Annotated in this window: 26 protein-coding genes; 12 read left to right on the top strand and 14 right to left on the bottom strand. The window is 34.6% G+C overall.

Annotation, left to right across the window (positions count from 1 at the left end; translation table 11 throughout):
• Positions 1 to 69: 69 nt before the first annotated feature.
• The 3 genes from MKY81_RS11825 to MKY81_RS11815 all read right to left on the bottom strand — a co-directional run bounded on the left by MKY81_RS11825 (position 70) and on the right by MKY81_RS11815 (position 1424).
• Complete coding sequence (locus MKY81_RS11825) at positions 70 to 423, bottom strand: hypothetical protein (RefSeq protein ID WP_066231324.1); 354 nt, start codon at positions 421 to 423, stop codon at positions 70 to 72.
• A 40-nt stretch (positions 424 to 463) separates the two neighbouring features.
• Positions 464 to 952, bottom strand: a complete 489-nt coding sequence (locus tag MKY81_RS11820) for a hypothetical protein (RefSeq protein WP_066234334.1) — start codon at positions 950 to 952, stop codon at positions 464 to 466.
• 85 nt (positions 953 to 1037) lie between these two features.
• Complete coding sequence (locus MKY81_RS11815; protein WP_066234335.1) at positions 1038 to 1424, bottom strand: 3-hydroxybutyrate dehydrogenase; 387 nt, start codon at positions 1422 to 1424, stop codon at positions 1038 to 1040.
• A 256-nt stretch (positions 1425 to 1680) separates the two neighbouring features.
• On the opposite strand from MKY81_RS11815, the gene MKY81_RS11810 reads away from it, so the two are divergent.
• The 3 genes from MKY81_RS11810 (at position 1681) to MKY81_RS11800 (ending at position 4455) form a co-directional block, all read left to right on the top strand.
• Complete coding sequence (locus tag MKY81_RS11810; protein ID WP_066234337.1) at positions 1681 to 2664, top strand: glycosyltransferase; 984 nt, start codon at positions 1681 to 1683, stop codon at positions 2662 to 2664.
• Between the two features lie 32 nt (positions 2665 to 2696).
• Positions 2697 to 3389 (top strand): N-acetyltransferase, encoded by a 693-nt coding sequence (locus tag MKY81_RS11805; RefSeq protein WP_066234340.1) that lies wholly within the window; start codon positions 2697 to 2699, stop codon positions 3387 to 3389.
• Positions 3390 to 3642: 253 nt separating this feature from the next.
• Positions 3643 to 4455: an NTTRR-F1 domain gene (locus MKY81_RS11800; RefSeq protein ID WP_341117880.1), complete on the top strand. Its 813-nt coding sequence runs from the start codon at positions 3643 to 3645 to the stop codon at positions 4453 to 4455.
• Between the two features lie 151 nt (positions 4456 to 4606).
• Here MKY81_RS11800 and MKY81_RS11795 read toward each other — a convergent pair whose 3' ends face one another.
• On the bottom strand, positions 4607 to 5992 hold the full coding sequence (locus MKY81_RS11795; protein WP_066235779.1) for a glycosyltransferase: 1386 nt from the start codon (positions 5990 to 5992) through the stop codon (positions 4607 to 4609).
• A 231-nt stretch (positions 5993 to 6223) separates the two neighbouring features.
• On the opposite strand from MKY81_RS11795, the gene MKY81_RS11790 reads away from it, so the two are divergent.
• The 5 genes from MKY81_RS11790 to MKY81_RS11770 all read left to right on the top strand — a co-directional run bounded on the left by MKY81_RS11790 (position 6224) and on the right by MKY81_RS11770 (position 11587).
• Complete coding sequence (locus MKY81_RS11790; protein ID WP_066235778.1) at positions 6224 to 7309, top strand: glycosyltransferase; 1086 nt, start codon at positions 6224 to 6226, stop codon at positions 7307 to 7309.
• A 169-nt stretch (positions 7310 to 7478) separates the two neighbouring features.
• Complete coding sequence (locus tag MKY81_RS11785; RefSeq protein WP_107920348.1) at positions 7479 to 8582, top strand: DegT/DnrJ/EryC1/StrS family aminotransferase; 1104 nt, start codon at positions 7479 to 7481, stop codon at positions 8580 to 8582.
• Position 8583: 1 nt separating this feature from the next.
• Positions 8584 to 9663 (top strand): Gfo/Idh/MocA family protein, encoded by a 1080-nt coding sequence (locus MKY81_RS11780; protein WP_066235776.1) that lies wholly within the window; start codon positions 8584 to 8586, stop codon positions 9661 to 9663.
• On the top strand, positions 9660 to 10604 hold the full coding sequence (locus tag MKY81_RS11775; protein ID WP_066235775.1) for an NAD-dependent epimerase/dehydratase family protein: 945 nt from the start codon (positions 9660 to 9662) through the stop codon (positions 10602 to 10604). The genes MKY81_RS11780 and MKY81_RS11775 overlap by 4 nt, the downstream gene beginning before the upstream one ends.
• The gene (locus MKY81_RS11770; RefSeq protein WP_341117877.1) at positions 10601 to 11587 is read left to right on the top strand and encodes a glycosyltransferase family protein; all 987 of its coding nucleotides are present in this window, start codon (positions 10601 to 10603) and stop codon (positions 11585 to 11587) included. The genes MKY81_RS11775 and MKY81_RS11770 overlap by 4 nt, the downstream gene beginning before the upstream one ends.
• A gap of 81 nt (positions 11588 to 11668) precedes the next feature.
• Here MKY81_RS11770 and MKY81_RS11765 read toward each other — a convergent pair whose 3' ends face one another.
• The 4 genes from MKY81_RS11765 to MKY81_RS11750 all read right to left on the bottom strand — a co-directional run bounded on the left by MKY81_RS11765 (position 11669) and on the right by MKY81_RS11750 (position 15138).
• The gene (locus tag MKY81_RS11765) at positions 11669 to 12676 is read right to left on the bottom strand and encodes a DUF4855 domain-containing protein (RefSeq protein ID WP_341117876.1); all 1008 of its coding nucleotides are present in this window, start codon (positions 12674 to 12676) and stop codon (positions 11669 to 11671) included.
• A 218-nt stretch (positions 12677 to 12894) separates the two neighbouring features.
• On the bottom strand, positions 12895 to 13095 hold the full coding sequence (locus MKY81_RS11760; RefSeq protein WP_107920352.1) for a DUF2642 domain-containing protein: 201 nt from the start codon (positions 13093 to 13095) through the stop codon (positions 12895 to 12897).
• Positions 13095 to 13766, bottom strand: coding sequence for a hypothetical protein (locus MKY81_RS11755; RefSeq protein ID WP_107920353.1), 672 nt, complete (start codon positions 13764 to 13766; stop codon positions 13095 to 13097). Before MKY81_RS11755 ends, MKY81_RS11760 begins: the two co-directional genes overlap by 1 nt.
• An 82-nt stretch (positions 13767 to 13848) precedes the next feature.
• A complete protein-coding gene (locus tag MKY81_RS11750) occupies positions 13849 to 15138 on the bottom strand; it encodes a nucleotide sugar dehydrogenase (RefSeq protein WP_341117873.1) in 1290 nt (429 codons plus the stop codon).
• Positions 15139 to 15217: 79 nt separating this feature from the next.
• Between MKY81_RS11750 and MKY81_RS11745 the strand changes: the two genes are divergently transcribed.
• Positions 15218 to 15367, top strand: coding sequence for a hypothetical protein (locus MKY81_RS11745; RefSeq protein ID WP_160331504.1), 150 nt, complete (start codon positions 15218 to 15220; stop codon positions 15365 to 15367).
• Between the two features lie 79 nt (positions 15368 to 15446).
• Here the strand turns inward: MKY81_RS11745 and fabI are convergent, their stop codons facing one another.
• The 3 genes from fabI to mgtE all read right to left on the bottom strand — a co-directional run bounded on the left by fabI (position 15447) and on the right by mgtE (position 19576).
• The gene (fabI, locus tag MKY81_RS11740) at positions 15447 to 16229 is read right to left on the bottom strand and encodes an enoyl-ACP reductase FabI (RefSeq protein ID WP_107920354.1); all 783 of its coding nucleotides are present in this window, start codon (positions 16227 to 16229) and stop codon (positions 15447 to 15449) included.
• A 106-nt stretch (positions 16230 to 16335) separates the two neighbouring features.
• The gene (locus tag MKY81_RS11735) at positions 16336 to 18189 is read right to left on the bottom strand and encodes a monovalent cation:proton antiporter family protein (RefSeq protein WP_341117871.1); all 1854 of its coding nucleotides are present in this window, start codon (positions 18187 to 18189) and stop codon (positions 16336 to 16338) included.
• Between the two features lie 28 nt (positions 18190 to 18217).
• Positions 18218 to 19576, bottom strand: a complete 1359-nt coding sequence (gene mgtE, locus MKY81_RS11730; RefSeq protein WP_244913481.1) for a magnesium transporter — start codon at positions 19574 to 19576, stop codon at positions 18218 to 18220.
• A 164-nt stretch (positions 19577 to 19740) separates the two neighbouring features.
• Here mgtE and prpE point away from each other — a divergent pair, with 164 nt between their 5' ends.
• Positions 19741 to 20478, top strand: a complete 738-nt coding sequence (gene prpE / locus MKY81_RS11725) for a bis(5'-nucleosyl)-tetraphosphatase PrpE (protein ID WP_107920357.1) — start codon at positions 19741 to 19743, stop codon at positions 20476 to 20478.
• 42 nt (positions 20479 to 20520) lie between these two features.
• Here prpE and MKY81_RS11720 read toward each other — a convergent pair whose 3' ends face one another.
• From MKY81_RS11720 to MKY81_RS11710, 3 genes are read right to left on the bottom strand one after another with little or no spacing between them, the layout of a single operon-like run.
• Positions 20521 to 21393, bottom strand: a complete 873-nt coding sequence (locus MKY81_RS11720; RefSeq protein WP_341117869.1) for an RluA family pseudouridine synthase — start codon at positions 21391 to 21393, stop codon at positions 20521 to 20523.
• Positions 21394 to 21407: 14 nt separating this feature from the next.
• Entirely contained in the window at positions 21408 to 22202 is a 795-nt protein-coding gene (locus MKY81_RS11715; RefSeq protein WP_108071972.1) for an NAD kinase, read from the bottom strand.
• Positions 22203 to 22231: 29 nt separating this feature from the next.
• Entirely contained in the window at positions 22232 to 22876 is a 645-nt protein-coding gene (locus MKY81_RS11710) for a GTP pyrophosphokinase (protein WP_066234189.1), read from the bottom strand.
• A 149-nt stretch (positions 22877 to 23025) separates the two neighbouring features.
• On the opposite strand from MKY81_RS11710, the gene MKY81_RS11705 reads away from it, so the two are divergent.
• Together MKY81_RS11705 and MKY81_RS11700 are read left to right on the top strand one after the other, a co-directional pair.
• The gene (locus tag MKY81_RS11705) at positions 23026 to 23619 is read left to right on the top strand and encodes a CYTH domain-containing protein (RefSeq protein ID WP_341117867.1); all 594 of its coding nucleotides are present in this window, start codon (positions 23026 to 23028) and stop codon (positions 23617 to 23619) included.
• Positions 23620 to 24237, top strand: coding sequence for a lytic transglycosylase domain-containing protein (locus MKY81_RS11700; protein WP_107920360.1), 618 nt, complete (start codon positions 23620 to 23622; stop codon positions 24235 to 24237).
• Positions 24238 to 24310 lie beyond the last annotated feature (73 nt).

The following is a 24310-nucleotide window of genomic DNA, read 5'->3' as shown; positions in this document are numbered from 1 at the left end:
ATAATTTTTATCTTCAACTTATTACATCGTTTGAGATCTCCCCTTCATTGGATTGAAGGGGAGTTTTTTTTAATATTTATTTAAATTTCTTATTGCTTCCAAAAAAGCATCTCGATATTTCTGTTGCTCATTAATGACCGTTTGCAATGTCGTTAACAAGGATTTATTTAATAAGCTCGATTCAGAATCATCCTTATTGTCCAAAGAATTCAGGAGGAATGTATAAACGAGCATTAAGGTAGAATAATTATCAACATATGTTAAATTGATCGCATGCCCCCCTCTGCCACCTTGTGCATGTGAATTTACAGATGGGTTTGATCCGTCAATGATGGTTTCAGCTAATGTTGCTGCAACCTCACCAGATATGCCTAAATCCATTAATTTTTCTTTTGCCAGTTGTACCTTATCAATTTCGCTCATCTTTTCACTCCTTTCTATTGGACGATATGGAAAAGACGAATTAAGCTACATCAATCCCATCGTTATCAATTGCTTTATTTTCGTTTTCACTAAAGTTTCTATTTAAATTGCCATTTAAATTATCGCTAAAATTATCGTTTAAGTTATCATTTAAATTATCATTTAACAATCCATTGAGGTTGCCATTTAAGCTTCCATCTAAGAAACTTACAGGAACATTCGTAACTGGATTAATTGGCGCGATTAGACCTCCAGCTCCTCCAGCTCCTCCAGCTGCCGTTGCGTTACTATTCGCTAAGACGGCAAAATTATTTGCAGCAGTAGCTAAGGCAGTTCCACCATTGCCCCCTGTAGATGTTAAGTCTCCATACTCATTAATAATTCCTTGAATTTTAACAACATCATTGCCATTACCATTACCGTTGCCATTACTTTTATCATCATCATTATTTTGACGGTCGCGTTTGTCATCATTTTCATTATTTATTGGATCACAATCATAGATTCGATAAGGCTTCATTCTACTCATAACTTTCACCTCCTGTCCTTGATAATATAATCTATGTTTTTATAGTTTAGTTGTATCCGCATTTATAGTAGGGTTATCGTTGATTTTACTCCTTGTTTTCTTGATTCGGTAAATCCATTTCAAATAGCTTCTTCTCATTTAATAGAACACTTAGTTTCCCGTTATCTGTTTTAATAACTGGCATTTTCCCTTTCCAGCTGGAAGATGCCAATTTTGATAATAAGTTGGAGCTTGATAGGCCCGATATTACTTGAGATAAATCTATCTGAGAATTTTCCTTTTTAAGTTTATTTATATTCTGGCCGCCAAACAAATTAGCTAAATTTTCATTTACTGCAGCAATTGCCTTTTCAATACTCTGATTAACTGATTCCACGATTTGGTTTACTTGGTCTTGGTTAAGATTTGATAATGAATCTCCGTCAACACTCATTTGAAATTCACCATCTTTTCCTTTCATCTCCTCATTCATTAACCATCACCTCCTTGACTACTACTTATAGGGTATTAATCTTATGTACAATCCGTTTCCGCAAATAACGGAGTGCATTCGCATATTTTTACTAGTTTAAAAGGTGATATGCCTATTATTCTATTGCTATTAACTATTGAAAATAGGAAGGAGTCTATAAAATTATCTTTTATAAACTTACTTACTCAAAACTATGCTGTTGTCTGATTTCACTATTTCTATAATTGAATATTGTATAGAGGAAGGAGTGATCTTAATGAGAATTATTCATGGACCGACTGAAATAGCGGGTCAAATAGGGATTCTTTGTAATCAATTGCGTAAAAATGGTTATCTTGTTGGAGGGTATAATTGGTTTCACACGTACTTGAATTATAAAAATCATATCATTAACACCGATCTATTTGAAATCGGACCGGAAATACCAAATTATATAAAGCACATGGACATCTTTCATTTTCATAATGGAGAGTCATTTGTACAAGAATTTGGCGACTTACCGCTTATTAAAAAGGCAGGAAAGAAAATGTTGATGCATCATTGGGGAAGTGATGTTCGAAATACCGAAATAACAAAGAAACTAAGTCCATATCCGCTTCCTCCAAGTTATTTTTCCGACGATGAAATTCACGCGCGGCTGGAAACTACCTCAAAATATATTGACACAGCTATTGTTCAAGACTACGAGTTATTACCGTATGTAAAAGATTATTATAAAAATGTGCATGTCATGCCCCTTGCTTTTGATATTCATAAATATGAACCATCTTATCCACGAATTGATAATGACAATCCATTACTTATCCATGCACCAACGAATCGTGAATTTAAAGGATCAGAGTATATTGAACAAGCAATTGCAAATTTAAAAGAGAAGGAAAGTTTCACTTTTAAACTGATTGAAAAAATGAGTCATAACGAAGCACTTGAAATTTATAAAGAAGCCGATATTATCATCGACCAACTGCTAGTCGGAACATACGGCATGCTCGCTGTAGAAGCAATGGCAATGGGGAAGGTTGTCGTTGGATTTATCCGGGATGATGTTCGCAATCAATTACCGCTTGAACTGCCAATCGTTAATGCTACACCTGACAATATACAGGAAGTATTAGCCGATTTAATTAACAATCCTAAGAAACGCAACGAACTCGGCCAACAGGGAAGAAAATATGTTGCAGAGTATCATGCAGCTAATAAGGTCGTAAAACAACTTATTAATATATACAAAGAGTTGTAAAAAAGAAATGAATTAAACGGAGGAATTATTTAATGATTCATGAATCGGTAGTCTTCGGCAAAAATGTAATCTTCGGAGAAAATATAATAATAGAAGAAAATGTCGTAATTGGTGATAATGTGAAAATCGGAAACAACGTTACCATTAAAGCAAACACGAAGATTGGGAACGGTGTTCAAATAAATGATTTATCCATTTTAGGTAAAGGGACATCTACAAATAAGAAAATGGCTAGAAAACCTTCTAATAGTGCGGATCCCTTAGTCATTGAGGATGATGTCATCATCGGATGCAACTGTGTTATTTATCGAACCGTTTTGCTTAAAAAAGGTGTGTTTGTGGGAGATTTATCAAGCATTCGCGAAAATGTCACTGTGGGTATGGATAGCATTATTGGCAGGAATGTTATCGTTGAAAATAAAACAACCATTGGAAAACGAGTTACGATTCAAACCGGATGTTATATTACGGCGGATATGATCATTGAAGATGAAGTTTTCTTTGGCCCTTGCTGCTCAACATCTAATGATAAATATATGGGAATGGGAAATTTTGAACATCAAGGTCCAATCGTGAAAAAAGGAGCAAAAATCGGTAATAATGCTACACTTCTTCCTGCTATTATTATTGGGGAAAATTCAATTGTTGGTGCAGGTGCCGTAGTAATAAAGGATGTTCCTTCAAACAAAACAGTGGTTGGAAATCCAGGTAGATTGTTAAATTAAATACCAGCTTTTTATCGATAAAGTAATATACCTGAGATTATAATTTTTCTTCTTTAAAATAGGCAAAATTGTTCACGGTCCCCCGTTGAAAAGGATTATTTCAACCTTGGGGACTTTTACTATTTTTTATAACTTCCTAATTAATAGTGAATACGTCGGTGCTCCTAAAAGAACTTCACATAGAATAGGATATCTTCAACTTCTTAATAGAAGACTTGAAGGAATTATTAAGAAAGGAGGTATAAGTAGATATATGGCTATTAGAGATTTAATTGTTAATGGTGACTTCGAATCAGGCACATTATCTCCTTGGATTATATTAAACGCATCTACCACCGTTACTTTCTCTCATTCTGGATATTTTTCTGCGCAACTATTTGGAGGAGATTTAAACTCTTTTATTGGACAATTTGTTCCAGCAAGTGCGGGACAAAGTTTTGAATTAATTGTTTCATTATCCAAAATAGGAGTTAACCCCTCACCACCCGTAACTATACAAGTAACCTATTTTGACAGTCTATTTAACTTTCTTGGATTCGGTAAACTCACAAATATTGCAACTGAACGTGTGCCCAATGTTGAGAACAATGTAACTTGGCTAGAAGTCTATCAAACTACTTCTCCAGCTCCAGCAGGAACCACTCAAGCATTTGTCTTAATAAACAAACTCCCTCTTACTGGAAGTGCAGATATTCTAGTAGATGATGTTTCTCTGCTTCTTTCCGAAGCTATGGGATCACCAGGACCTACTGGGCCTACCGGACCTACTGGCGTGACTGGACCTACCGGCGTGACTGGGCCTACTGGCGTAACTGGGCCTACTGGCGTAACTGGGCCTACTGGCGTAACTGGACCTACTGGTGTAACTGGACCTACTGGCGTGACTGGGCCTACTGGCGTGACTGGACCTACCGGGGTGACTGGACCTACCGGCGTGACTGGGCCTACTGGCGTAACTGGACCTACTGGCGTGACTGGGCCTACCGGCGTAACTGGACCTACTGGCGTGACTGGACCTACTGGCGTAACTGGACCTACTGGCGTAACTGGGCCTACTGGACCATAATGTGTATTTGTGGTTATTTAGTGTTTCTAATAAAGTGATTTAACAAAAGACTTGTAGAGAATTTTTTCTACAAGTCTTTTTATACTTATAAAATTATATACCTACACAAAAAGTCATTACCTTTTTAAAAAAGAAGTAATGACTTTGAACATTAATTTTTTTGAATTGTCCTATACAATGAAAGCATTTGTTTACTATTTTTAACCATGTCATGATTTTTTTCTACATATGCCCTCCCTCTTTTGCCTATTTCGGGAAGCATATCTAAGTTTTTAAGTGCATTTTCAATACAATCTTTTATCGTATCGGGATTAGCTATTATAATCGGAAGGTCTTTTGGGTAGTTTTCTTTCATATAATCACTAATCCAACAAATTACTGGTTTAGACATCGCCATTGTTTCAATCGCAAAAAGCCCATAGCTCCCAATATGGAGTTGATCAATTATAAGATCAGCCTCTCTATAAATTTGTATAGCTTCTTCATGGCTCTTTCCCTGAACCGTAATAAAATCAAAGTTATATTGGTCTTTTAAAGATTCTATAGCTTTTAATATATATTGGGTTCCTTTTATATAGGGGGAAGTTGGGGCATGAGCAATGAGTAATTTATTCTTTTTCTTCTCATTTACAGAAGGCTGGTACTGGTCCATATCTACCATTGCTGGAATGACTGATACATTTTCATAATAATCTTTAACATAATGGTACAGTTCCATATCAAATACTACACAATGTTTTATTTGCTGTGAAAGTTTTTGTAGATTCCATTTAATAAGATCCTCATTTGCATTTTTAACTAATGCATAAGGATTTAATTTTTTCGCTTCTGAAATTAGACGTACATCACTTCCCCAATGCTGCATAACTATTTCCTTTTCTGATGCTTTTAATATCGGAATATCGGACCAATCCAGTGTCAGGCTTGTTCCCCAATGAAAATGAAAAACGTCGTAATTTAGCAAGAATTCTTCTGTCAACTTTCTCAATTGTGTATTGATGGTAGGTGTACTCCGTTGACCAATTAAGGACCATTCATAATCGGAAACATAGTTTAAGTAGTAAGGATAATAGTTTAATGTATGTGAGCTAATTCCAAGTCTTTTTAAACCCTGCGATAATGTATTCATTTGATTAGCAATTTCCATACTTCCTTGAAGGACAGAAAAGCTACTCTGTATATTTACTTTTTCATAAGAATCAAGATCGAAAGGTAATTGAAAAGCTATTTCGATATTATTATTAAGTAACTCTTTTTTTTCCTTATAAACTTGTTCTTGTCCTCTCCTTCCTAAAAGTTGAGATATCATCCACATTAAATATAATAATTTTTTATCCTCTGGAAATAATTCTAGTCCCCTCCATAACCATAGCCATCCGTTTGTTAAATTTCCTTTTTTAATAAAAAAACATGCATTTAAAAAATAATAAGATGATTGGTTTATTTGTTCAGATTCATATTGCTTAAGGAGCTTATTTGCAAGAATTAGATCATTGTCATGTAAAGTTTTTAATATTAAATTTTCTTTTTCACTCATTTTAGTCCTCCTTTTAATTGCCCCTCTAGAGTATTAATTTAAATCCCACTAATACCTTATGATTTATATTCCGGTAAGAAACTGTCTAATGTCTAATTTGATATATGTTAATAAGAAAACCGCCTTCTAAAGCCCTTTCCTACTATTCATAGGTTCCAATCCAAACATTCATTTTGGTATTGAGTAAACTAATATATGGAACTAATAATAATTCAAAAGGAGTTGCTTTTTTTGGTAACGATAAGCCTTTGTATGATTGTAAAAAACGAAGAAGACGTACTTGCAAGAGGATTAGATACGGTCAAAGACATTGTCGATGAAATCAATATTGTCGATACAGGATCCACTGATCGAACAGTTGAAATTGCTAAAGAATATACCGATCGCGTATATTTTTTTGAATGGACGGGGAATTTTGCAGATGCTAGAAATGAGTCTTTTAAATATGCAACGAAAGAATATATTCTTTATCTTGATGCGGATGATGTTTTATTAGAAGAAGATCAAAAAAAGTTAAAAGAATTAAAACAATCCTTAGATCCATCTGTTGATTCCGTTTCCATGTTCTATAATGCAGGTACAGATGAATATGGAAATGTTACACTGCGTTATCGTAGAAATCGTCTGATTAAAACGGAAAAAAATTTTATATGGAAGGGCGATTGTCATAATTACCTTGAGGTATATGGAAAGGTAATTAATTCAGATATATCAGTAACACATAAAAAAATCAGCCATTCTACAGGACGTAACCTCAATATTTATCAAACAAAAATTGATAGAGGAGATATCTTTTCAGCAAGAGATTATTTTTATTATGGGAATGAACTAAGAGAAAATGGACATTATGAAAAAGCAATTGAAAGTTATAACAAAAATATTGCGTTAAAGTCGGGTTGGATCGAAGACAAAGTATATGCTTGTATTAATAAAGCGGATTGCTATCGTTTTTTAGGGGATTTGGATAATGAGCTAAAGAGCTTATTTCAATCATTCGAGTATTCGAAAACACCACGCCCGGAGACATGCAGTAGAATTGGTTACAATTTCCAAAGAAAAAAAGAATATATTCCGGCAGTATTTTGGTATGATATCGCTACGAAATCAGAACCTGACTCTAATCAATGGAGTTTCTCCTACCCTGCTTATTATACTTGGTACCCGCATTTGCAAATGTGCGTTTGTTATTATAATCTAGGAGATTTCCAAAAATCGTACGAACATAATGAAAAAGCATATGATTTTCGTCCAAAAGACGAGAGAATCCTGCATAATAAAAAGTTACTCGAGAAAAAGCTGGGAATTAATCAAAAATAAACACAAAACTTTTTTAGCTGCCATTCCTATGGTAGTTTTTTGTATTATCAGCAAATTTCTTGTATTTCACTTAATTTAATAATGTAATTATTCTAGTTTACATGCCGTTACGACGAAATCAATACTAACATAAGATATGATGATGACATCAAAAGTAAGGAGGAAAATAATGATTCAATTAATAGATTTAAAAAAGCAATTTTTTTCTGTTAAAACAGAAATATTACAAGAAATTGAAAATGTTCTAGAAAGCGGTCAATATGTTCTTGGCCCTAAAGTTGATGAATTAGAAAAAAAGATTTCTAATAAACTTGGTACGTTAGATGCAATCGCTGTTGGTAATGGAACAGATGCTTTAGTTTTAACATTGGATGCTTATGGAATTAGTGCCGGGGATGAAGTAATCACCTCTCCATTTACTTTTTTCGCAAGCGCTGAAGCAATATCCCGTGTAGGGGCTACCCCGGTATTTGTAGACGTAGATCCGGAATCGTACAATATTGATCCTTTAAAGATTGAAGAAAAAATCACTTCCGCAACAAAGGCAATTATTCCAGTACATTTATTTGGTCAATCAGCGGATATGGATGAAATAATGAAAATTGCAAAGAAACATAACTTAATCGTTATTGAAGATGCCTGTCAAGCATTTGGGGCCACCTATAAAGGGGCTCCAGTTGGTTCCTTAGGTGATGCTGCGTGCTTTTCTTTTTTCCCTACCAAAAATCTAGGTACACTTGGGGATGGAGGCATCATTACCACTTCTGATTTAGGCTTAGCCAAGCAAATAAGAAAGCTTCGTACACATGGAACAACGAAAAAGTATTTCCATGATTCTATTGGTTACAATAGTCGACTGGATGAAATACATGCTGCTATTTTATTAGTAATCCTAAACAAAATAGATCACTGGAACAGCAAAAGAAATGATGTAGCAAAACGGTATTATGAAAAACTTTCACAAACAAATACGCTAAAACTTCCAATTGTAAAAACTGATTGCTCCCACATCTATCATTTATTTTGTGTAGGTTCAGATAATCGCGAGAAATTTTTGAAGTTATTACAAGCAAATAATATTCAATCGGGAATATATTATCCGCTTTGTCTGCATTTACAAGATGTGTACTCGCATTTACCGTACAAGTATGGCGATTTCCCAATAGCTGAATCACTCTCAAAAACATTATTTGCACTTCCTATGTCTCCTTTTCTATCAGAAGAAGATCAAAATTATGTGATAGATGTGCTATTAAATGAGGTGAAGGGATAAAGTGACTATTCATTTTGGGATAATTGGTTGCGGATATATTTCCAAACGTCATATAGAGTCTTTAGCGACATGTAAAGATGCCAAACTCGTTGCAGTTAGCGACCTTCAAAAAGATAGAATGAAGGAAGCTGCTCTTCAATATACAAACCTTGCAAATGAACATCATCCAATACATCTTTATGAAAACTACACCGAATTGATAGAAAGTGATGAAGTAGATGCAGTTGTCATTTGTACGATTTCAGGTCTTCATGCTGAAATCGCTAAAATTGCGTTAATTGCGGGAAAACATGTGATTCTCGAAAAACCAATGACATTATCCCTTAAAGAGGCAGATGAATTGAATCAACTAGCAAAGGCGAACCAATGTAAAATTGTCGTTTGTCATCAAATGCGATTTAAGCCCATCATGAAAAAAATAAAACAGGTGATTCAAGATGGGAAAATCGGAAAACCGTATTTAGGTATCGTATCCATTCGACTAAACCGTTCACCTGATTACTATGCATCAGCTCCTTGGCGCGGTGATTGGGAAAATGATGGCGGAATGCTCGTAAACCAAGGGATTCATCTGATTGATTTAATGCAATGGTTTTTAGGGGATGTAGAAAAAGTGTATGGTGATATTTCTTCTTTTTCGAAGACAAAAGAAACGGAAGATATCGCCCTTGGCGTCCTTACCTTTTCAAACAAGGCAAAAGGATTAATCGAAGCAAATGTGATCACTCAACCAAAAAATTTAGGCTATCAACTATCAATATTCGGCGAAAAAGGCTGTATTTCTTTAGAAGGACCTTCATTAAATCAAATAAGCCGATGGTATATCGTTGATGAAGAAACGGATTATGAACATCTAAATGAACTATTGAAAGATAATAACGAACAAGTATATATGTACGAAAATTTTATTCACACCGTACAATATGGAGATGAAAAACTACTTATTGATGGATATGAAGGAAAAAAGGCGCTAGAAACTATTTTTGCTATTTATCAATCATATTTAACAAAAAAGGTGATTGATCTTCCATTAAACAGTTTTTCTACAGCAAATATGAAAAATGAAGGAGGATCGGAATGAATTTCGGTAAGATATTAATTACTGGCGGAGCGGGATTTTTAGGATCACAATTAGTACAGAAAATGCTTCCTTTATCCGATCATATTTATATTATCGATGACCTGTCTACAGGTAATCGATCTTCAATACCTAAAGATTCAAAAATAACATTTTATCATGACAGTATAACAAACGAAGATATTTTAGATGAGGTGCTTCCAAAAGTAGATTACATTTTTCATTTAGCATGTAAAAACCTCGTCTTATCCTATAACAACATACGGGATGATTTTGAAACCAATCTATATGGTGGTTTATTATTACTCCAAAAATCGCAGAGCTTATCACCTAAATTAAAAAGATTTATTTATACGTCTACGGCATCTGTCTATGGAAATGCAACAATTCTGCCAACCCCGGAATCCTATTATAATATCAAACTTCCCTATTCAGCTAGTAAATTTTCAACAGAACATTATTGCCATGTATATCACCATATATATAGTTTACCAGTTACCATACTTCGCTTATCAAATGTGTATGGACCAGGCCAATTAATAAGTAATCCTTATTGCGGAGTTGTGGCTAAATTTTTTGACTCAGCTAAACACGGGAAACCAATGACTATTTTCGGAGATGGAAAGCAAACTAGGGATTTCACTTACATCGATGATGCTTTAGAAGCGATCGTTTTAGCTGCTACACAAAATAAAGCAATCGGTCAGGTATATAATGTAAGTACTGGAAAAGAAACAAGTGTAATTGAGCTCGCTGAAGAAATTAGTGGGATTTGCGGTTTAGAACATGTAGCACTCCAATTTGGAGCAAAGAGAGATGTTGATATTGTTCAAAGGAGATGTCTGGATAACAATAAATTAATCGATTTAGGTTGGAAATGTACGAATGATATCCACTCTGGTCTAACTAAAACATTTGCATGGCTAAAACGAGGTGAAACATGATGAAAATTTTTCATGGGACAGTAGAAATTGCAGGTCAAATGGGGATTTTAAGTGATGCATTGCAAAAAAAAGGCCACTATTCTATCGGCTACAATACCTATTTTTCGTATTTAGGTTATGAAGACTACCTCATAAATACGAATTTTGATTACCTCTCAGAAAAACAGGAAGAGCTTATAGAATACTTTGATATTTTCCATTTTCATTACGCTAAAACATTAAATCCTTCTTTTGAAGATCTACCTCTCATTCAAAAGAAAAATAAAAAAATGCTGATGCACCACTGGGGAAATGATGTAAGATTCCATGACAAGGCAAAAGTGAATAACCCGTACGTAAATACGTGGGATTCCCCTCCAAATGATGTAATTGATCAGGTGCTAACAAAACTTTCTGCTCATATAAAAGAAGCCATCGTGCAAGATTACGAAGTATATGAATATGTAAAGGATTATTATGATAAAGTTCATGTCGTTCCCATTGCTATAAATTTAAGTCAATTCACCCCACGTTTTCCACAAGTCACAAAGGAAAAACCTTTAATTTTACACGCACCAACAAACCCCTATTTTAAAGGAACGGCTTTTATAGAGAATGTTATAGAAGAATTGAGGAAAACCCATAATTTTGACTATAGAAGAATTGAAGGAATGAATCATAAAGAAGTTATTAAACTTTATGAGGAAGCGGATATCATTATTGATCAAGTTCTTTGTGGATCATATGGGCTATTAAGTGTTGAGTCTATGGCGCTTGGTAAGCCAGTAGTTACTTATATACGTCCAGATCTTATCAGTACTTTCCCTGACGATTTACCAATTGTCAATGCAAATCCCGACAATCTATACGATCAAGTAAAATTATTATTAGACAATCCAATTTTACGTCAACAGTTAGGAATACTCGGAAGGGATTATGTATCTAGAGTACATGATCATCATATTATTGCCGATCAGCTTTTAGATATCTATGCTCAGCTATGAAAATTTATCAAGTAAAAAAAGCAACCTGATTTGTGAGAAGAAAATCTTACAAGCAGGTTGCTTTTTTCATTTCAAAAACGATTAATAGGAAATCCCAGGATATGAGTAATGTTGATAAATTTTCTTTAAAAAGGAGTATATATGGACATACGCAATACGATCATTGTCGTAAATCATCTTCATCGTTTGGTTTGGAAATTGAAAGACTACTAAACTATTATTCATATATCCATGACTTACTCCTAAATTCAAATAGTCATATATATGGGTATCATTAAATAATTTGCCTTTGCCATAAATAATTTGCATACCCGTATGGTAATGACTAGCAAAAGCTGTACTATTTTTAATCCAGCTTATATCTATGTTGGTATTTCCATAATAGTTAGGATTTGCACATGCGGCATCAAATTTGAAATCACTCCATGCCAAACATCCTGATGAACCATAATTAAATAACCATAGTGAAAGGAAGCCGCGATTATGGATGTAATCATTTGTTTCTTTTACTAAATTTTCATCACCTTCATTAATTGAGCTTCTTTGCCATACAAACCCTTTAAATGATAATGTATCATGTAGGTGAGTTTCTTTTTCCCATCGCATGATAAAACTATCAATCCACCATTGAATCGCCTTTATTTGATCAGTCTCGTTAGAAAAATCTAGCTTGTTGCCTAGAACTTTACCGAAGTTTTCTTGTAATGGGTTAGGGTAAGGGATCGTAACCCAAATATCTGTTGTGTCTCCCCTCCTCGTATTTTGTGCTAATGCGCTAAAATTTACATTTTCCTTAAATAAATGATCAATTGCCATTTGCCAATCATTATTTCTGGCTGGCTTCCCAATCCCTGTATGCATGACATGGATAAAATAATCTTTCCTCATTTGAATAGGATTAAATATAAAAGCACGGAACATTTTGTCAACTGGTTTGCCATCAACGAAATAATATTGGTAATGTTCTAAATCCTCTTTCGACCAGTCGATCGTATCAACTTCGGATAAGTCACCGCAAGGTAATACACATATATGGTTTTGAATAGAAAGTTCCTCGGCAGTTAGATAGCCAGTGGACGTATTTGACATAGTTATTGGTCTCCTTTACCTACACTTTTAACATTCGTTTTGAAAATGCCCTCTCTGTATACAGAGTATGTATTTCAACGTTTAACCGTGCAGCTACCCTGCCCTATTTTTATCTATGTTTTAACATAGAGTAGAAATTAACAACCAAGTTTAACAAAACAAAAAAAATCATTCCAAAAGCAGAATGATTTTTTGAAAAAATAAAATATGCTATGAAATTAAAGAATACGAACAAAGTTTATTTCGTCTATTGAAAAATCCGTATGCTTCTTTGAATTGTAATCGACCAATTCAACAATTGTAACACGTTTACCTCTAACTTCTTCCAATAATCCATCAATAGCATCCCTATTCGTATTAATTTCTATGTCGGACCCGATATAGGATGCTAATTCATTAATAAAATATTCTTCAGGCATTAGTCTTCCCTCCCCGACAATTCATAAACTGCTTCAATTCGGTTAAGAGGAATAAGGGTAGTGTATCCAACGATAATATAATCCTGTTCCACCGATAATAATGTCCCGGAAATAGTGCCTGATGATGTTTCTATTTGTATTTGTCGATCAACCAATGAGTTAAGTTGTTTCTTTAATTCACTTACATTTACACTATCTTTATTCAATAGTTTATCCATTTTGGTTGATTCTCGGACTTCGTTTTTATCAATTGTTTTTACTAATGTATTCATTTCATTTCTTCTGATTAAAAAATTGGCTACAACTGATTTAACAACGTTTAATTTATCATTTTTGAATATTTTTGCTATATCGCATAAGTCAATTTTACCGTCTAATATATTGGCTATAGTTTGTTTATTTACAGGCAGTTTCTCATTAGCCATGTTTTCAATTATTGCTTTTAATTCATTTTTTCTTTTTAAAAATCTCTCTACAATTTGTGGATCAACTTGGAATTCTTTTATTTTAGAAGTTATTGCTGCAGCTTTTGTTCGGGGAAGTTGCCATGAAAAAGCCTCGAATCCTTGTGAAATATTATTAGTAATTTGGCTCGTGATTTGATTAGTCATTGTTTTTATCTCTTGTTGAACGGTTTGAATCGTATCTTTTAGTATCGAATTATTTTCCATACTCACCATCGTCCTTTCTAAATTATTCTACTATCCGCTCCAATCAACATGGTGTTAACAGCAATACTGAACTTAACAAATCCTATACTAGTAATCCATTTCCTAGTTGCTTGATGTTCCCTTTACTTAATGAATCATCCTTATAAACGGCTCTAGTATCATAGATGGCCTTAGCATGTTTTGCGATTAAGTCGGAAGGTATTTCCGAATGATCTGTTAAAATAAGGACGATATCATTTTCGCTTATTGATTGGGGATCTAGGGCAATGCATTGTTTTCTTTCACCACTAATTTCAACTTCTGGTATAAATGGATCATGATAAGCAACCTGTGCCCCTTTTTCGATTAATTGTGCGAAAATATCTATCGCTCGTGAATCTCTTATATCACTAATATCCTTTTTGTAAGTCAATCCATAAATAAGGACAGATGGTTTTTCTTTTTCGGCGATCTCAAAAGTACGATGAACGATAAAATCAACTATGTCTTTATTCATTTGATCGGATAAATGTATAAACTGGCTAGATAAACCTTTTTGTTTCATGATAAATTGTAAGTAAAGCGGATCAACCGGAATGCAATGTCCACTTATTCCTGGACCTGGATAAAAAGGATGATATCCATAAGGCTTTGTACTTGCTGCATCGATAACTTCCCATAGATTGACACCTATTTCATTACACATTATCGCCATTTCATTCATAAAAGAGATGTTTACAAATCGATAGGTATTTTCTAATAGCTTTGTAAACTCAGCCGCCTCCGTTGATGAAACGGGGACTACATCACTATAAATCTTCGTATAAAGTTCAACTGCCACTTCTTTGCAATCTACAGTTATTCCCCCAACTACTTTTGGCGTATTTTCTAACTCAAATTGTTTATTGCCAGGATCTACTCGCTCAGGAGAATAGGCGAGGTGAAAATCGCGTCCAACGAGAAGACCACTTTTTTCAAGTATTGGTTTTACAATATCCCTTGTCGTTCCCGGATAGGTTGAGCTTTCTAATACGATTAATTGTCCTTTTTTCATCCTCTTCTGAATCATTTCTGCTGCTGATTGCACATAGTTTAAATTGGGAGATTTGTCATCATTTAATGGAGTTGGAACACAAATAATAATAATATCGACTTTTTCAAGTACTTCAGTATTCGAAGTCGCACTAAATTGATTTGAATGAAGAGCATTTACTAAGGTTTCATTGCTAATATCGGAAATATAGCTTTTCCCATTCTTAATTGATGAAATTTTTTTGACATCTATATCTAACCCAATCACTTTAAAACCCTTTGAAACTAATAGCATCGCTAGTGGAAGCCCTACAAACCCTAAACCGATTACTGCTACTTTTGGTGTTTTGTCTTGTATCACTTTGTTGCCCCTTTCTAAAATGTTCTTTTACAAATTATGTTTGAGAAATTATTTCGAAAGGTACAATTCACTATTTTTATTGAAATTCTATCAAAAACCATTATTTGTACTATTTTCGATAGGATTTTTACTTGATTTACATATAGAAGGAAATTCTGAGTTACTTTATGATATGAAGAAAACAAGAATGAGTAAGTGCGATAGTCACTATGTAGATCATCCAATTTAAGATAATGGGTATTATTTAGGGAAAGAAAAAAGTCTCATTTCTAATGAAACGAGACTTTTTAATAACCATTTAGTATTAGTTAATAACCTATTACATGATAGCCTGAATCAACATGGATGTTTTCTCCAGTAATTCCTCTTGCCATATCACTGAAAAGGAATACAGCTGTATCTCCTACTTCCTCTGGTGTTGTACAACGACGAAGCGGTGATTTTTCCTCTACTTCTTTTAAAATTGTATTGAAGTCACTGACACCTTTTGCTGAAAGGGTACGAATCGGTCCAGCTGAAATGGAATTTACACGAATTCCATATTTACCAAGATTACTTGCTAAATATTTTACACTTGCCTCTAATGATGCCTTCGCAACTCCCATCACGTTATAGTTCGTCATAACTCGCTCTCCACCGAGATAGGATAAAGTAATGAAACTTCCTCCCTCAGCCATTAATTCTAAATTTTTCACTTCTTTAGCGATAGCGGAAAGTGAATATGCGCTAATATTTTGCGCCAATAAAAATCCTTCACGTGTAACATTCAAATACTCTCCACTGAGTTCCTCTTTATTAGCAAAAGCTACACAATGAGCGATCCCATGAATAGTGCCAACTTCTTCTTTAATTTTGCTAAAACATGTATGGATTTGTTCGTCACTTGTCACATCACATTGAAGAATAATGGAATTATCCGTTTCAAGTGTTTCAGCTAACTGCTTTACACTTTTTTCCGTACGCTCACGGCCATATGTGAAAATTAAACGTGCTCCTGCTGCATGAAGAGATCGAGCAATTCCCCAAGCAATACTGCGTTTATTCGCAACTCCCATGACTACATAGGTTTTCCCTTGTAAAGAAAGATTCATTTTATTTTCCTCCTAGAATGGATTATGTATAAGTTTATCACAAGTTATTAGTACCTAGTGCTAATTTTACATGATTCATTCTCTTATTAAAAGTCTATATTTAAATTTAATACCATTCACATAATTCTAATTCACGTTTAAGTTCATCTACATATTCCGTTGAACCTGTAACAATCAACCGATCATTCATATGGAGTTCTGTATCCCCATGTGGAATAATCGATTCACCGCCGCGAAAGATTCTGACGAAAATAACATCACCAGTAAAAGGAAATTTGCGAAGGGTCATCCCTTCAAATTGACTATTTAACATGTTGATTTCAAATAGTGAATTTTCCTGATTTGTTAATATTCTCATGACTGCGGGTGATTCGATAAGTGATCGTAGCAAGGCTTGAGTAGATAGAAGAGTTGAAAATACTTCTACATCATGTTCACGTACCTCGTCTTGTAATTGTGGTGACTCAATTCGGGCAATTACTCGATCCACTTTGCGATTCTTTGCTTCAACTGCCAATGGTGTATTGATCTCTTCCTCTCCGGTCATAAATACAATAATATCCGATGTAAAGATTCCTTCTTCTTCCAATGTTATTACTTCATAATCATTTATTTCTTTTACTTTGAAAAGTGAATCAGCAATTTGTTTATCCGCTTTATCTAGTTTCGTATGATATAGTGTAACATCATATAATTTCGGGCTTAATTCTCTCGTAACAGGTAAAGTGAGCTGGTTAGCACCAACTAAGGAAACTTTACGCTTTCTTTCTTGTAAGTTTTCCCGAGGAAACAATTTTCTAAATAAAATTGGTGTAATGACGCATGTGATAACCGCTACTAAAATAAACATTCCACTCATTTCTTTTGTAATTGCCCCAATACGTTCAGCTATTTTTGCTGCAGCAATAACCAGTGATAAAGTTGATGTAAGCAAAAAAGCTGATGAAATGACAGTCTTTGTGTCATACCACTTTTTTAGTAAGAAGACCGGGATGAATTTCGATATTAAAAAAGCAATTATGAGTAAAGGAATTAAAATTAATAACTTTTTATCACTAAATAATGACCATAGGTCAAGATCAACACCGACCATAACAAAGAAAATCGGAATTAAAAATCCATACCCGAAAGAATCAAGCTGCCGTACCATTTCTGGATTTGGTGCTAATAAAGATACGAGGGTACCCGCAAGAAATGCCCCTAAAATGTTTTCTGCGCCGACTGATTCTGAAAGACCGACTAGAACAAGTATGAGGGTAAAAACTGCTCGAGTCCCGATTTGCGTCGTCCCTCTTGAAAGTTTCTCGAAGAATGTTTTTTGTTTAAATCGTCTCCCTATGAAATAGAGCAGAACACCAGCAGCAAATAGAATTAAGAGCAGCCACATGTTTCCACCGCCGCCACCGGTTAGCGATACGTAGACCGTTAACAAAATCATCGTTACAAGGTCAGCGATGACAGCGATAAGAAGAATGATTTGTCCTATAGCTGTTTTCATAATGTGAGCGTCCTTCAATGTTGGAACGACAACACCTAGCGAGATGGTGGAAATAATTAATGTTAGTAAAAATACATCGTCTACTAAACCGGCAAAGACAAATAAGTAAGAAAGTAATACAGATATAATAAGTATTCCGATAAAGATTACAGTTGCAACCTTCAATCGATTCGGTTCTTTTTTTCCATTCGGCAAGGTGGCTGCATTTTTCCCTCCAGAAAAAGCAGAAAAATCAATTTCAACTCCACTTAAAAACATAAGAAAAATAAACCCTAATGTTGATAATGTTTGCAGCCACATATCCTTTTCAATTAAATCAAAGCCACTTTTCCCAATAATCAATCCAACGATAATTTCACCTATTACAACCGGTATAACATTAAGCTTGAAGCGATGTAATAAAAGTGGTGTAAGAAATGCGGCAACAACTACTATTACAACAGATGTGAGTGATCCTTCCATAGTTCCTCCCCTTTTTAAAAACTAATTTTCAAATTAAATGACTCATAAATAAATTGGCCATTCCAAAATAAATTAAGATTGAGATAATGTCATTTATCGTCGTAATAAATGGACCTGATGCAACCGCAGGGTCAATATTTAGTTTATCCATAAGTAGTGGAATTAACGAACCTGACATAGTTGCTACAACTAATGAAGCCAATATTGATATCCCTACCAATAGGCCAAGAAAAAGTTCCCCTTTCCATAAGTACACAATAATCATAATCAAAATACCGCATGTAGCACCTGTTATGAGTCCTGTTCCTGCTTCCCTAAGAATAAGTTTCCATTTACTCTCTTCATTCACATCTCCAGTTGCAATTCCTCTCACAGCTACAGCTAGAGCCTGTGTCCCAGTATTACCTGCCATCCCGCCAATCAACGGGATAAAAACAGCTAATAATGCTACTTGTTTCAGTGTATCTTCAAAACGGCCAATAAGGCTGGCAGTAAACATCCCCAAAAAAAGTAAAACAATAAGCCAAGGCAATCTTTTCTTTGCTGCTGAAAACGGACTTTTACTTGGAGAATCCATATCAGTAACTGCAGCAAGCTTGGAGTAATCTTCTGATGCCTCTTCATCAATGACATCAACGATATCATCAATTGTTATAATCCCCAATAAATGTCTTTGAAAATCCACTACTGGAATCGCTAAGAAATTATAATCCTTCATTTTTCTAGCGATATCTTCCTGATCATCACCGACCGATACGAACACGACCCGATCATTCATAATTTCCGTAATCATCGTATCGTCATCTTCAATAATTAAGTCGCGAAGTGAAATAACGCCGACAAGCTTTTTATCATGATCAACGACATATAAATAATAAATCATTTCCGCTTTGGCAGCTTCATTCTTTAAAATAAACATGGCTGAACGAACGGTTTGACTTGCCTCGATTGCGACATACTCAGTTGTCATAATACTACCGGCAGTGTATTCTTCATAATGAAGCAAATCTTTAATTTCTTGTGCTTCCTTCTGATCCATCATCGTTAAGTAACTTGCAACTTGATCTTTTTCAAGAAGATTTAACACATCGACCGCATTATCGGTAAACATATAAGAAAGGACATCTGCCGCATATTGAGGATTCATTTCGGATAATAGTTTTTGATATTCATCATCCTCAATTTCAAGCTGTTCAAATAAAAATGCCATTTCTTCCGGAGACAAAAAATAATAAACTTGTTTTCTATGTACAGGATCAATGCCAATAAAAAACTGTGCTTGATCATAGGGATGTAAGCTTAAAAATTCATCACGGAAATTGTGAATTTCTTTATTTTCTAATGCAGAATTCAATAACGCCTGCTGATGAAGTTCGTTTTGCTCCAATGAGTTTTCACCCACTAACCATCACCTCATTTCTAAAATTACATACTACATATCCTAACAAAACTTTATCCATTTGTATTGTAATTTGAATATAGTTTTCCACATACTTTTTTAAAATATCTTTAAAATAATTAATAATCACTTTAGTAAAGAAAGGATACAAAATGAAAATTGATATTATTGGGGATATTCACGGCTGTTATGATGAATTTGTTCGTTTAGTGACTGCTTTAGGATATAAGTTTGAAAATGAAATTCCGATTCATCCAGGTAATCGAATATTAGGATTTGTCGGTGATCTCACTGATCGCGGTCCACAATCTTTAAAAGTTATTGAGACCGTATGGAAACTTCGCGAGAAAAATCTTGCCTATTATGTTCCCGGAAATCATTGCAATAAACTTTATCGTTATTTTTTAGGAAGAAATGTACAAATATCGCATGGTTTAGAAACAACTGTTGCTGAGCTAAAGGCCTGCACAAGAAAAGAGGAAAATCATTATAAAAAAATGTTTATGCAATTATATGAAGAGGCACCACTGTACCAAATAATCGATGAAAATAAATTAATCATTGCACACGCAGGAATTCGTGAAGATTATATTGGATTGTCCAATAAAAGTGTTAAAACGTTTGTACTATATGGTGATATAACTGGAGAAAAGCATGAGGATGGCTCACCAGTAAGAAGAGATTGGGCTAAAAATTACTTTGGTGATGCATGGATTGTCTATGGACATACACCTGTTAAAAAACCTAGGTTTGTTGGAAAAACTGTCAATATCGATACTGGTGCTGTATTCGGTGGAAAGTTAACAGCACTGCGCTATCCTGAAATGGAGACTGTTTCTGTTGATTCTACGATGCCTTTTGTGGAAGAGAAATTTAGGAGTTTTGAGTAACAAACAATGGACTTTAGCCTTTTACGCTAAAGTCCATTGTTTTCACACCTCAAACGGAAAATCACTATGAAAATTCATTTCCTTTTCTAGAGTCGGATGATAAAAAGTAAGGTTGCTGCAGTGCAGGGCTTGCCGCTCATATATATCCGTATTTCCGCCATAAAGATCATCACCTAACAGTGGGTGACCAATATAAGACATATGGACACGAATTTGATGCGTTCTTCCTGTATCAAGCGTCAGCTTGATATGACAAAACTTCGAACCACGTTTCATCACGTGATAATGTGTGCGTGCCGCTTTCCCATCTGCTCTTACTTCTCTTTCGATAATGCTTGAATCTTTTCGGCCTATCGGTGCATCAATCGTTCCGTCGTCTTCGCTTAAAACGCCTTCTACTAATGCCTCATAAGTTCGTTTAATCATTCTTTTTTGCTGCATTTGACTTAACAAATGATGGATATATCGATGTTTCGCCACAAGAACTAGACCGGATGTATTTCTATCCAAACGAGTCACAATATGAACCGTTGCATCAATGGATTTTTTTTGATAATACCCGATTAATGCATTGGCAAGACTCCCATGGGGATGTTCTCTTGAAGGGATTGTATTCATAAATGCAGGTTTATCAATAACTAGCAGGTCTTTGTCTTCAAAAATAATTTGAATCGGAATATCCTCACCAATTAATGTTTCACTGCTTTTCTCAGGTGGAAAAGTAACCTCAAGCCGATCACCACATTTTAATTGATACAAAACATTTTCTTCACGCTGGTTGACTGTTATTTTTCCGCCAGCGAATTTAATATCTGTTAACGCTCTTCGTGAAATGTCTTTCTCACTTAAAAACTGCCTAATAATTTTGTCTTTATCTTTATGAGCGATTGTCCACTGCAAGGAATAAGAAGCCATTATGCTCCCTCTCTTTAATCTGAAATAAATGAATCATGAACTCGTTTCCAAAACGGGAATGGGCGAAAACGAGCAAAGCGAACTTTCTCATCAGCAACACGGAATTGTATCGATTTCACATCTTTATGTAACAATGTTAGATGATCAATGGTAATCATGAAATCTTGTTCTCGAACAGGTTTAAGCGTGCATGTATGATGACCCGGGAAAATCAATGGTGACCCGATTGTTCTAAATACTTTATTATTAATAGAAGCCATTTCCGCTAATTGTATCGCCTTTATCGAAGGATGAATGATTGCACCACCCAACGCTTTATTATAGGCGGTACTTCCTGACGGTGTTGAAAGACATAACCCATCCCCGCGAAAACGTTCAAAATGTTGGCCGCGGACATCAATATCCATGACCAATGTGCCTTCCACACATTTTACTGTTGACTCGTTTAACGCTAAATATCTTGTTTCTTTGCCGCCATGCTGATAACGAATGATTACTTCAAGAAGTGGATATTCAACAACCTGATAAGGAGTTTTGGCGATCGCTATCACAAGCTTCTCGATTTCTTCGGGAACCCAGTCTGCATAGAAGCCAAGGTGGCCAGTATGCACTCCTACAAAAGCGGTTTTATCTAACCTTGAACTATAACGATGGAAGGCATAAAGCAATGTCCCATCCCCACCAACCGAAATAACGATATCAGGTTTTGCCTCATCATACTCAAGTCCAAAATCTTGTAAATATGTACGAATTTTATGCATCAACGTATTTGACTTTGCATTTCCTTTTGATGTAATCGAAAACTTCAAGTTCAATCACCATCTCCCTATAAAATGTACTAATTCTTTTTCCTCGTATTTTTATGCTGTTCTTTATTTTTTGTAAAATAAACTTGTGCTTCTTGAATTTCTTCTCGTATTTCGGACATTTCTTCATCCAATAGGAAAGCGGCTTCTGCAGCACGTTGAAGTCGCATTTTAATGTCCTCAGGAAACTGTCCACGATATTTATAATTTAGGGAATGCTCAATTGTCGCCCAAAAATTCATTGCAAGAGTACGAATTTGAATTTCACAAAGGATCTTTTTTTCACCATGAATGGTTTGAACAGGGTATTCGATTACGACATGATATGAGCGATAGCCACTCGGTTTATTATTAGAAATATAATCCCGTTCTTCAATAATGTTAAAATCATTCCGCATTCTTAATAGCTCGACAACTTTTTTTATATCATCAACAAATTGGCACATCATCCTAAGTCCAGCAATATCCTGCATCTGGGTTTCTAATTGATCGAGCGGGATTTCTTTTTGCGTTGCTTTGTCTAAAATACTAGCAATCGGTTTTACACGCCCGGTTACAAATTCAATTGGAGAGTGGATATGCTCCTGCTCGAACTGGGTGCGCATACCTTTTAATTTAATTTTCAATTCATCTACAGCTTGTTTATAAGGAGCTAAAAATTGGTCCCAATGGTTCACTAACATCACCTCTAACTAACAAATCAGGAGTAGAAATTTACCTAATCATAAATCCATTTCCATTTTACCATATTTCTTGTTTGCTAATGCAAGACTACAATTGATAAAATGCAAACAGTGACTAAAGGAAAAAGGGAGCGATAATAAAAATGGGCAGTGTAATTGAAATCGAATTAAAAAATATCGTAACGAAAGATGAATTTATCCGGATCAAAAATGAGTTTTCTATTAAAGATAATGATTTTACTAAGCAAATCAATCATTATTTTGACTCCCCTACTTTTAAATTAAAACAAATAGGCTGTGCACTGCGGATTCGAAAGAAAAAGAATCAATTTGAACTTACGCTAAAGCAGCCTGCCGAGATCGGCTTGTTAGAAACGAATGAAATAATTAATGAACAACAAGCCAATCAAATGATTACATATGGAGAACTGCCTGAAGGAGAAGTAAAAAACAAATTACTTCAAACCAATTTCCCATTACATTCCATCCGTTATTTTGGTTCATTGACAACAAATAGAGCTGAAATAAATTATTTAGACGGCTTACTTGTTTTTGATTGTAGTTCCTATTTAAATAAGAACGATTATGAGATAGAATATGAAGTAAATGATAGAATAATAGGTGAAAAAATTTTTCAAGAGTTGATGAACCGATTAAATATTCCTATTCGTGAAACTGAAAATAAAATTGTTAGGTTTTATAAAGCAAAAGAACAATGTTTAAGTGAGGATAAATGAATGACAACAGTTAATCAAATTAAAACATTGCTTGAAATACAAGCACTTCAAAGTTTTACAAATCCATCTAGTACCCAATCATCGGATACAAATTCCCTTTTCCAACAATTGTTAACATCAGCGCTTGAAAGTTCAATTAATGGAAAAACAGAAAGTAGTACAACTAATTTATATAGTACGTTAAATCAGACATTACCCGTGAATATTCATTTTCCAACCAATCAAAAACCAATCAATGCTCCAAAAGATCTTGATTCAATTATTCAAAAGGCAAGTGAAAAATACAATATACCTAAAGAATTAATTAAATCAGTCATTCAACATGAATCTAGCTTTAATGCAAATGCAGTTAGTAAATCCGGTGCATCTGGTCTAATGCAATTAATGCCTTCAACTGCCAAAAGTCTAGGAGTGACAAATGTTTTTGACCCGGAGCAAAATATATTTGCCGGTAGTAAATATTTAAAAAATATGCTTGATCGTTATGATGGCGATATCAATTTAGCACTTGCTGCATATAACGCCGGACCGGGCAATGTCGACCGTTTCGGAGGAATTCCACCATTTAAAGAAACCCAAAATTATGTAAAAAATATAACAAACTCTTTTTATAGTTAAACGTTATTCAAAAGAATAGCGTTTTTTTCTATTAATCCTCTGGGATATTATTCATTGCTTTGCAAAATATAAT

It is taken from the genome of Heyndrickxia sp. FSL W8-0423 (genome assembly GCF_038009395.1).
Taxonomy (GTDB): domain Bacteria; phylum Bacillota; class Bacilli; order Bacillales; family Bacillaceae_C; genus Heyndrickxia; species Heyndrickxia sporothermodurans.
Note: the sequence above shows the minus strand (reverse complement) of the source record. Positions and strands in the feature narration are given on the sequence as shown.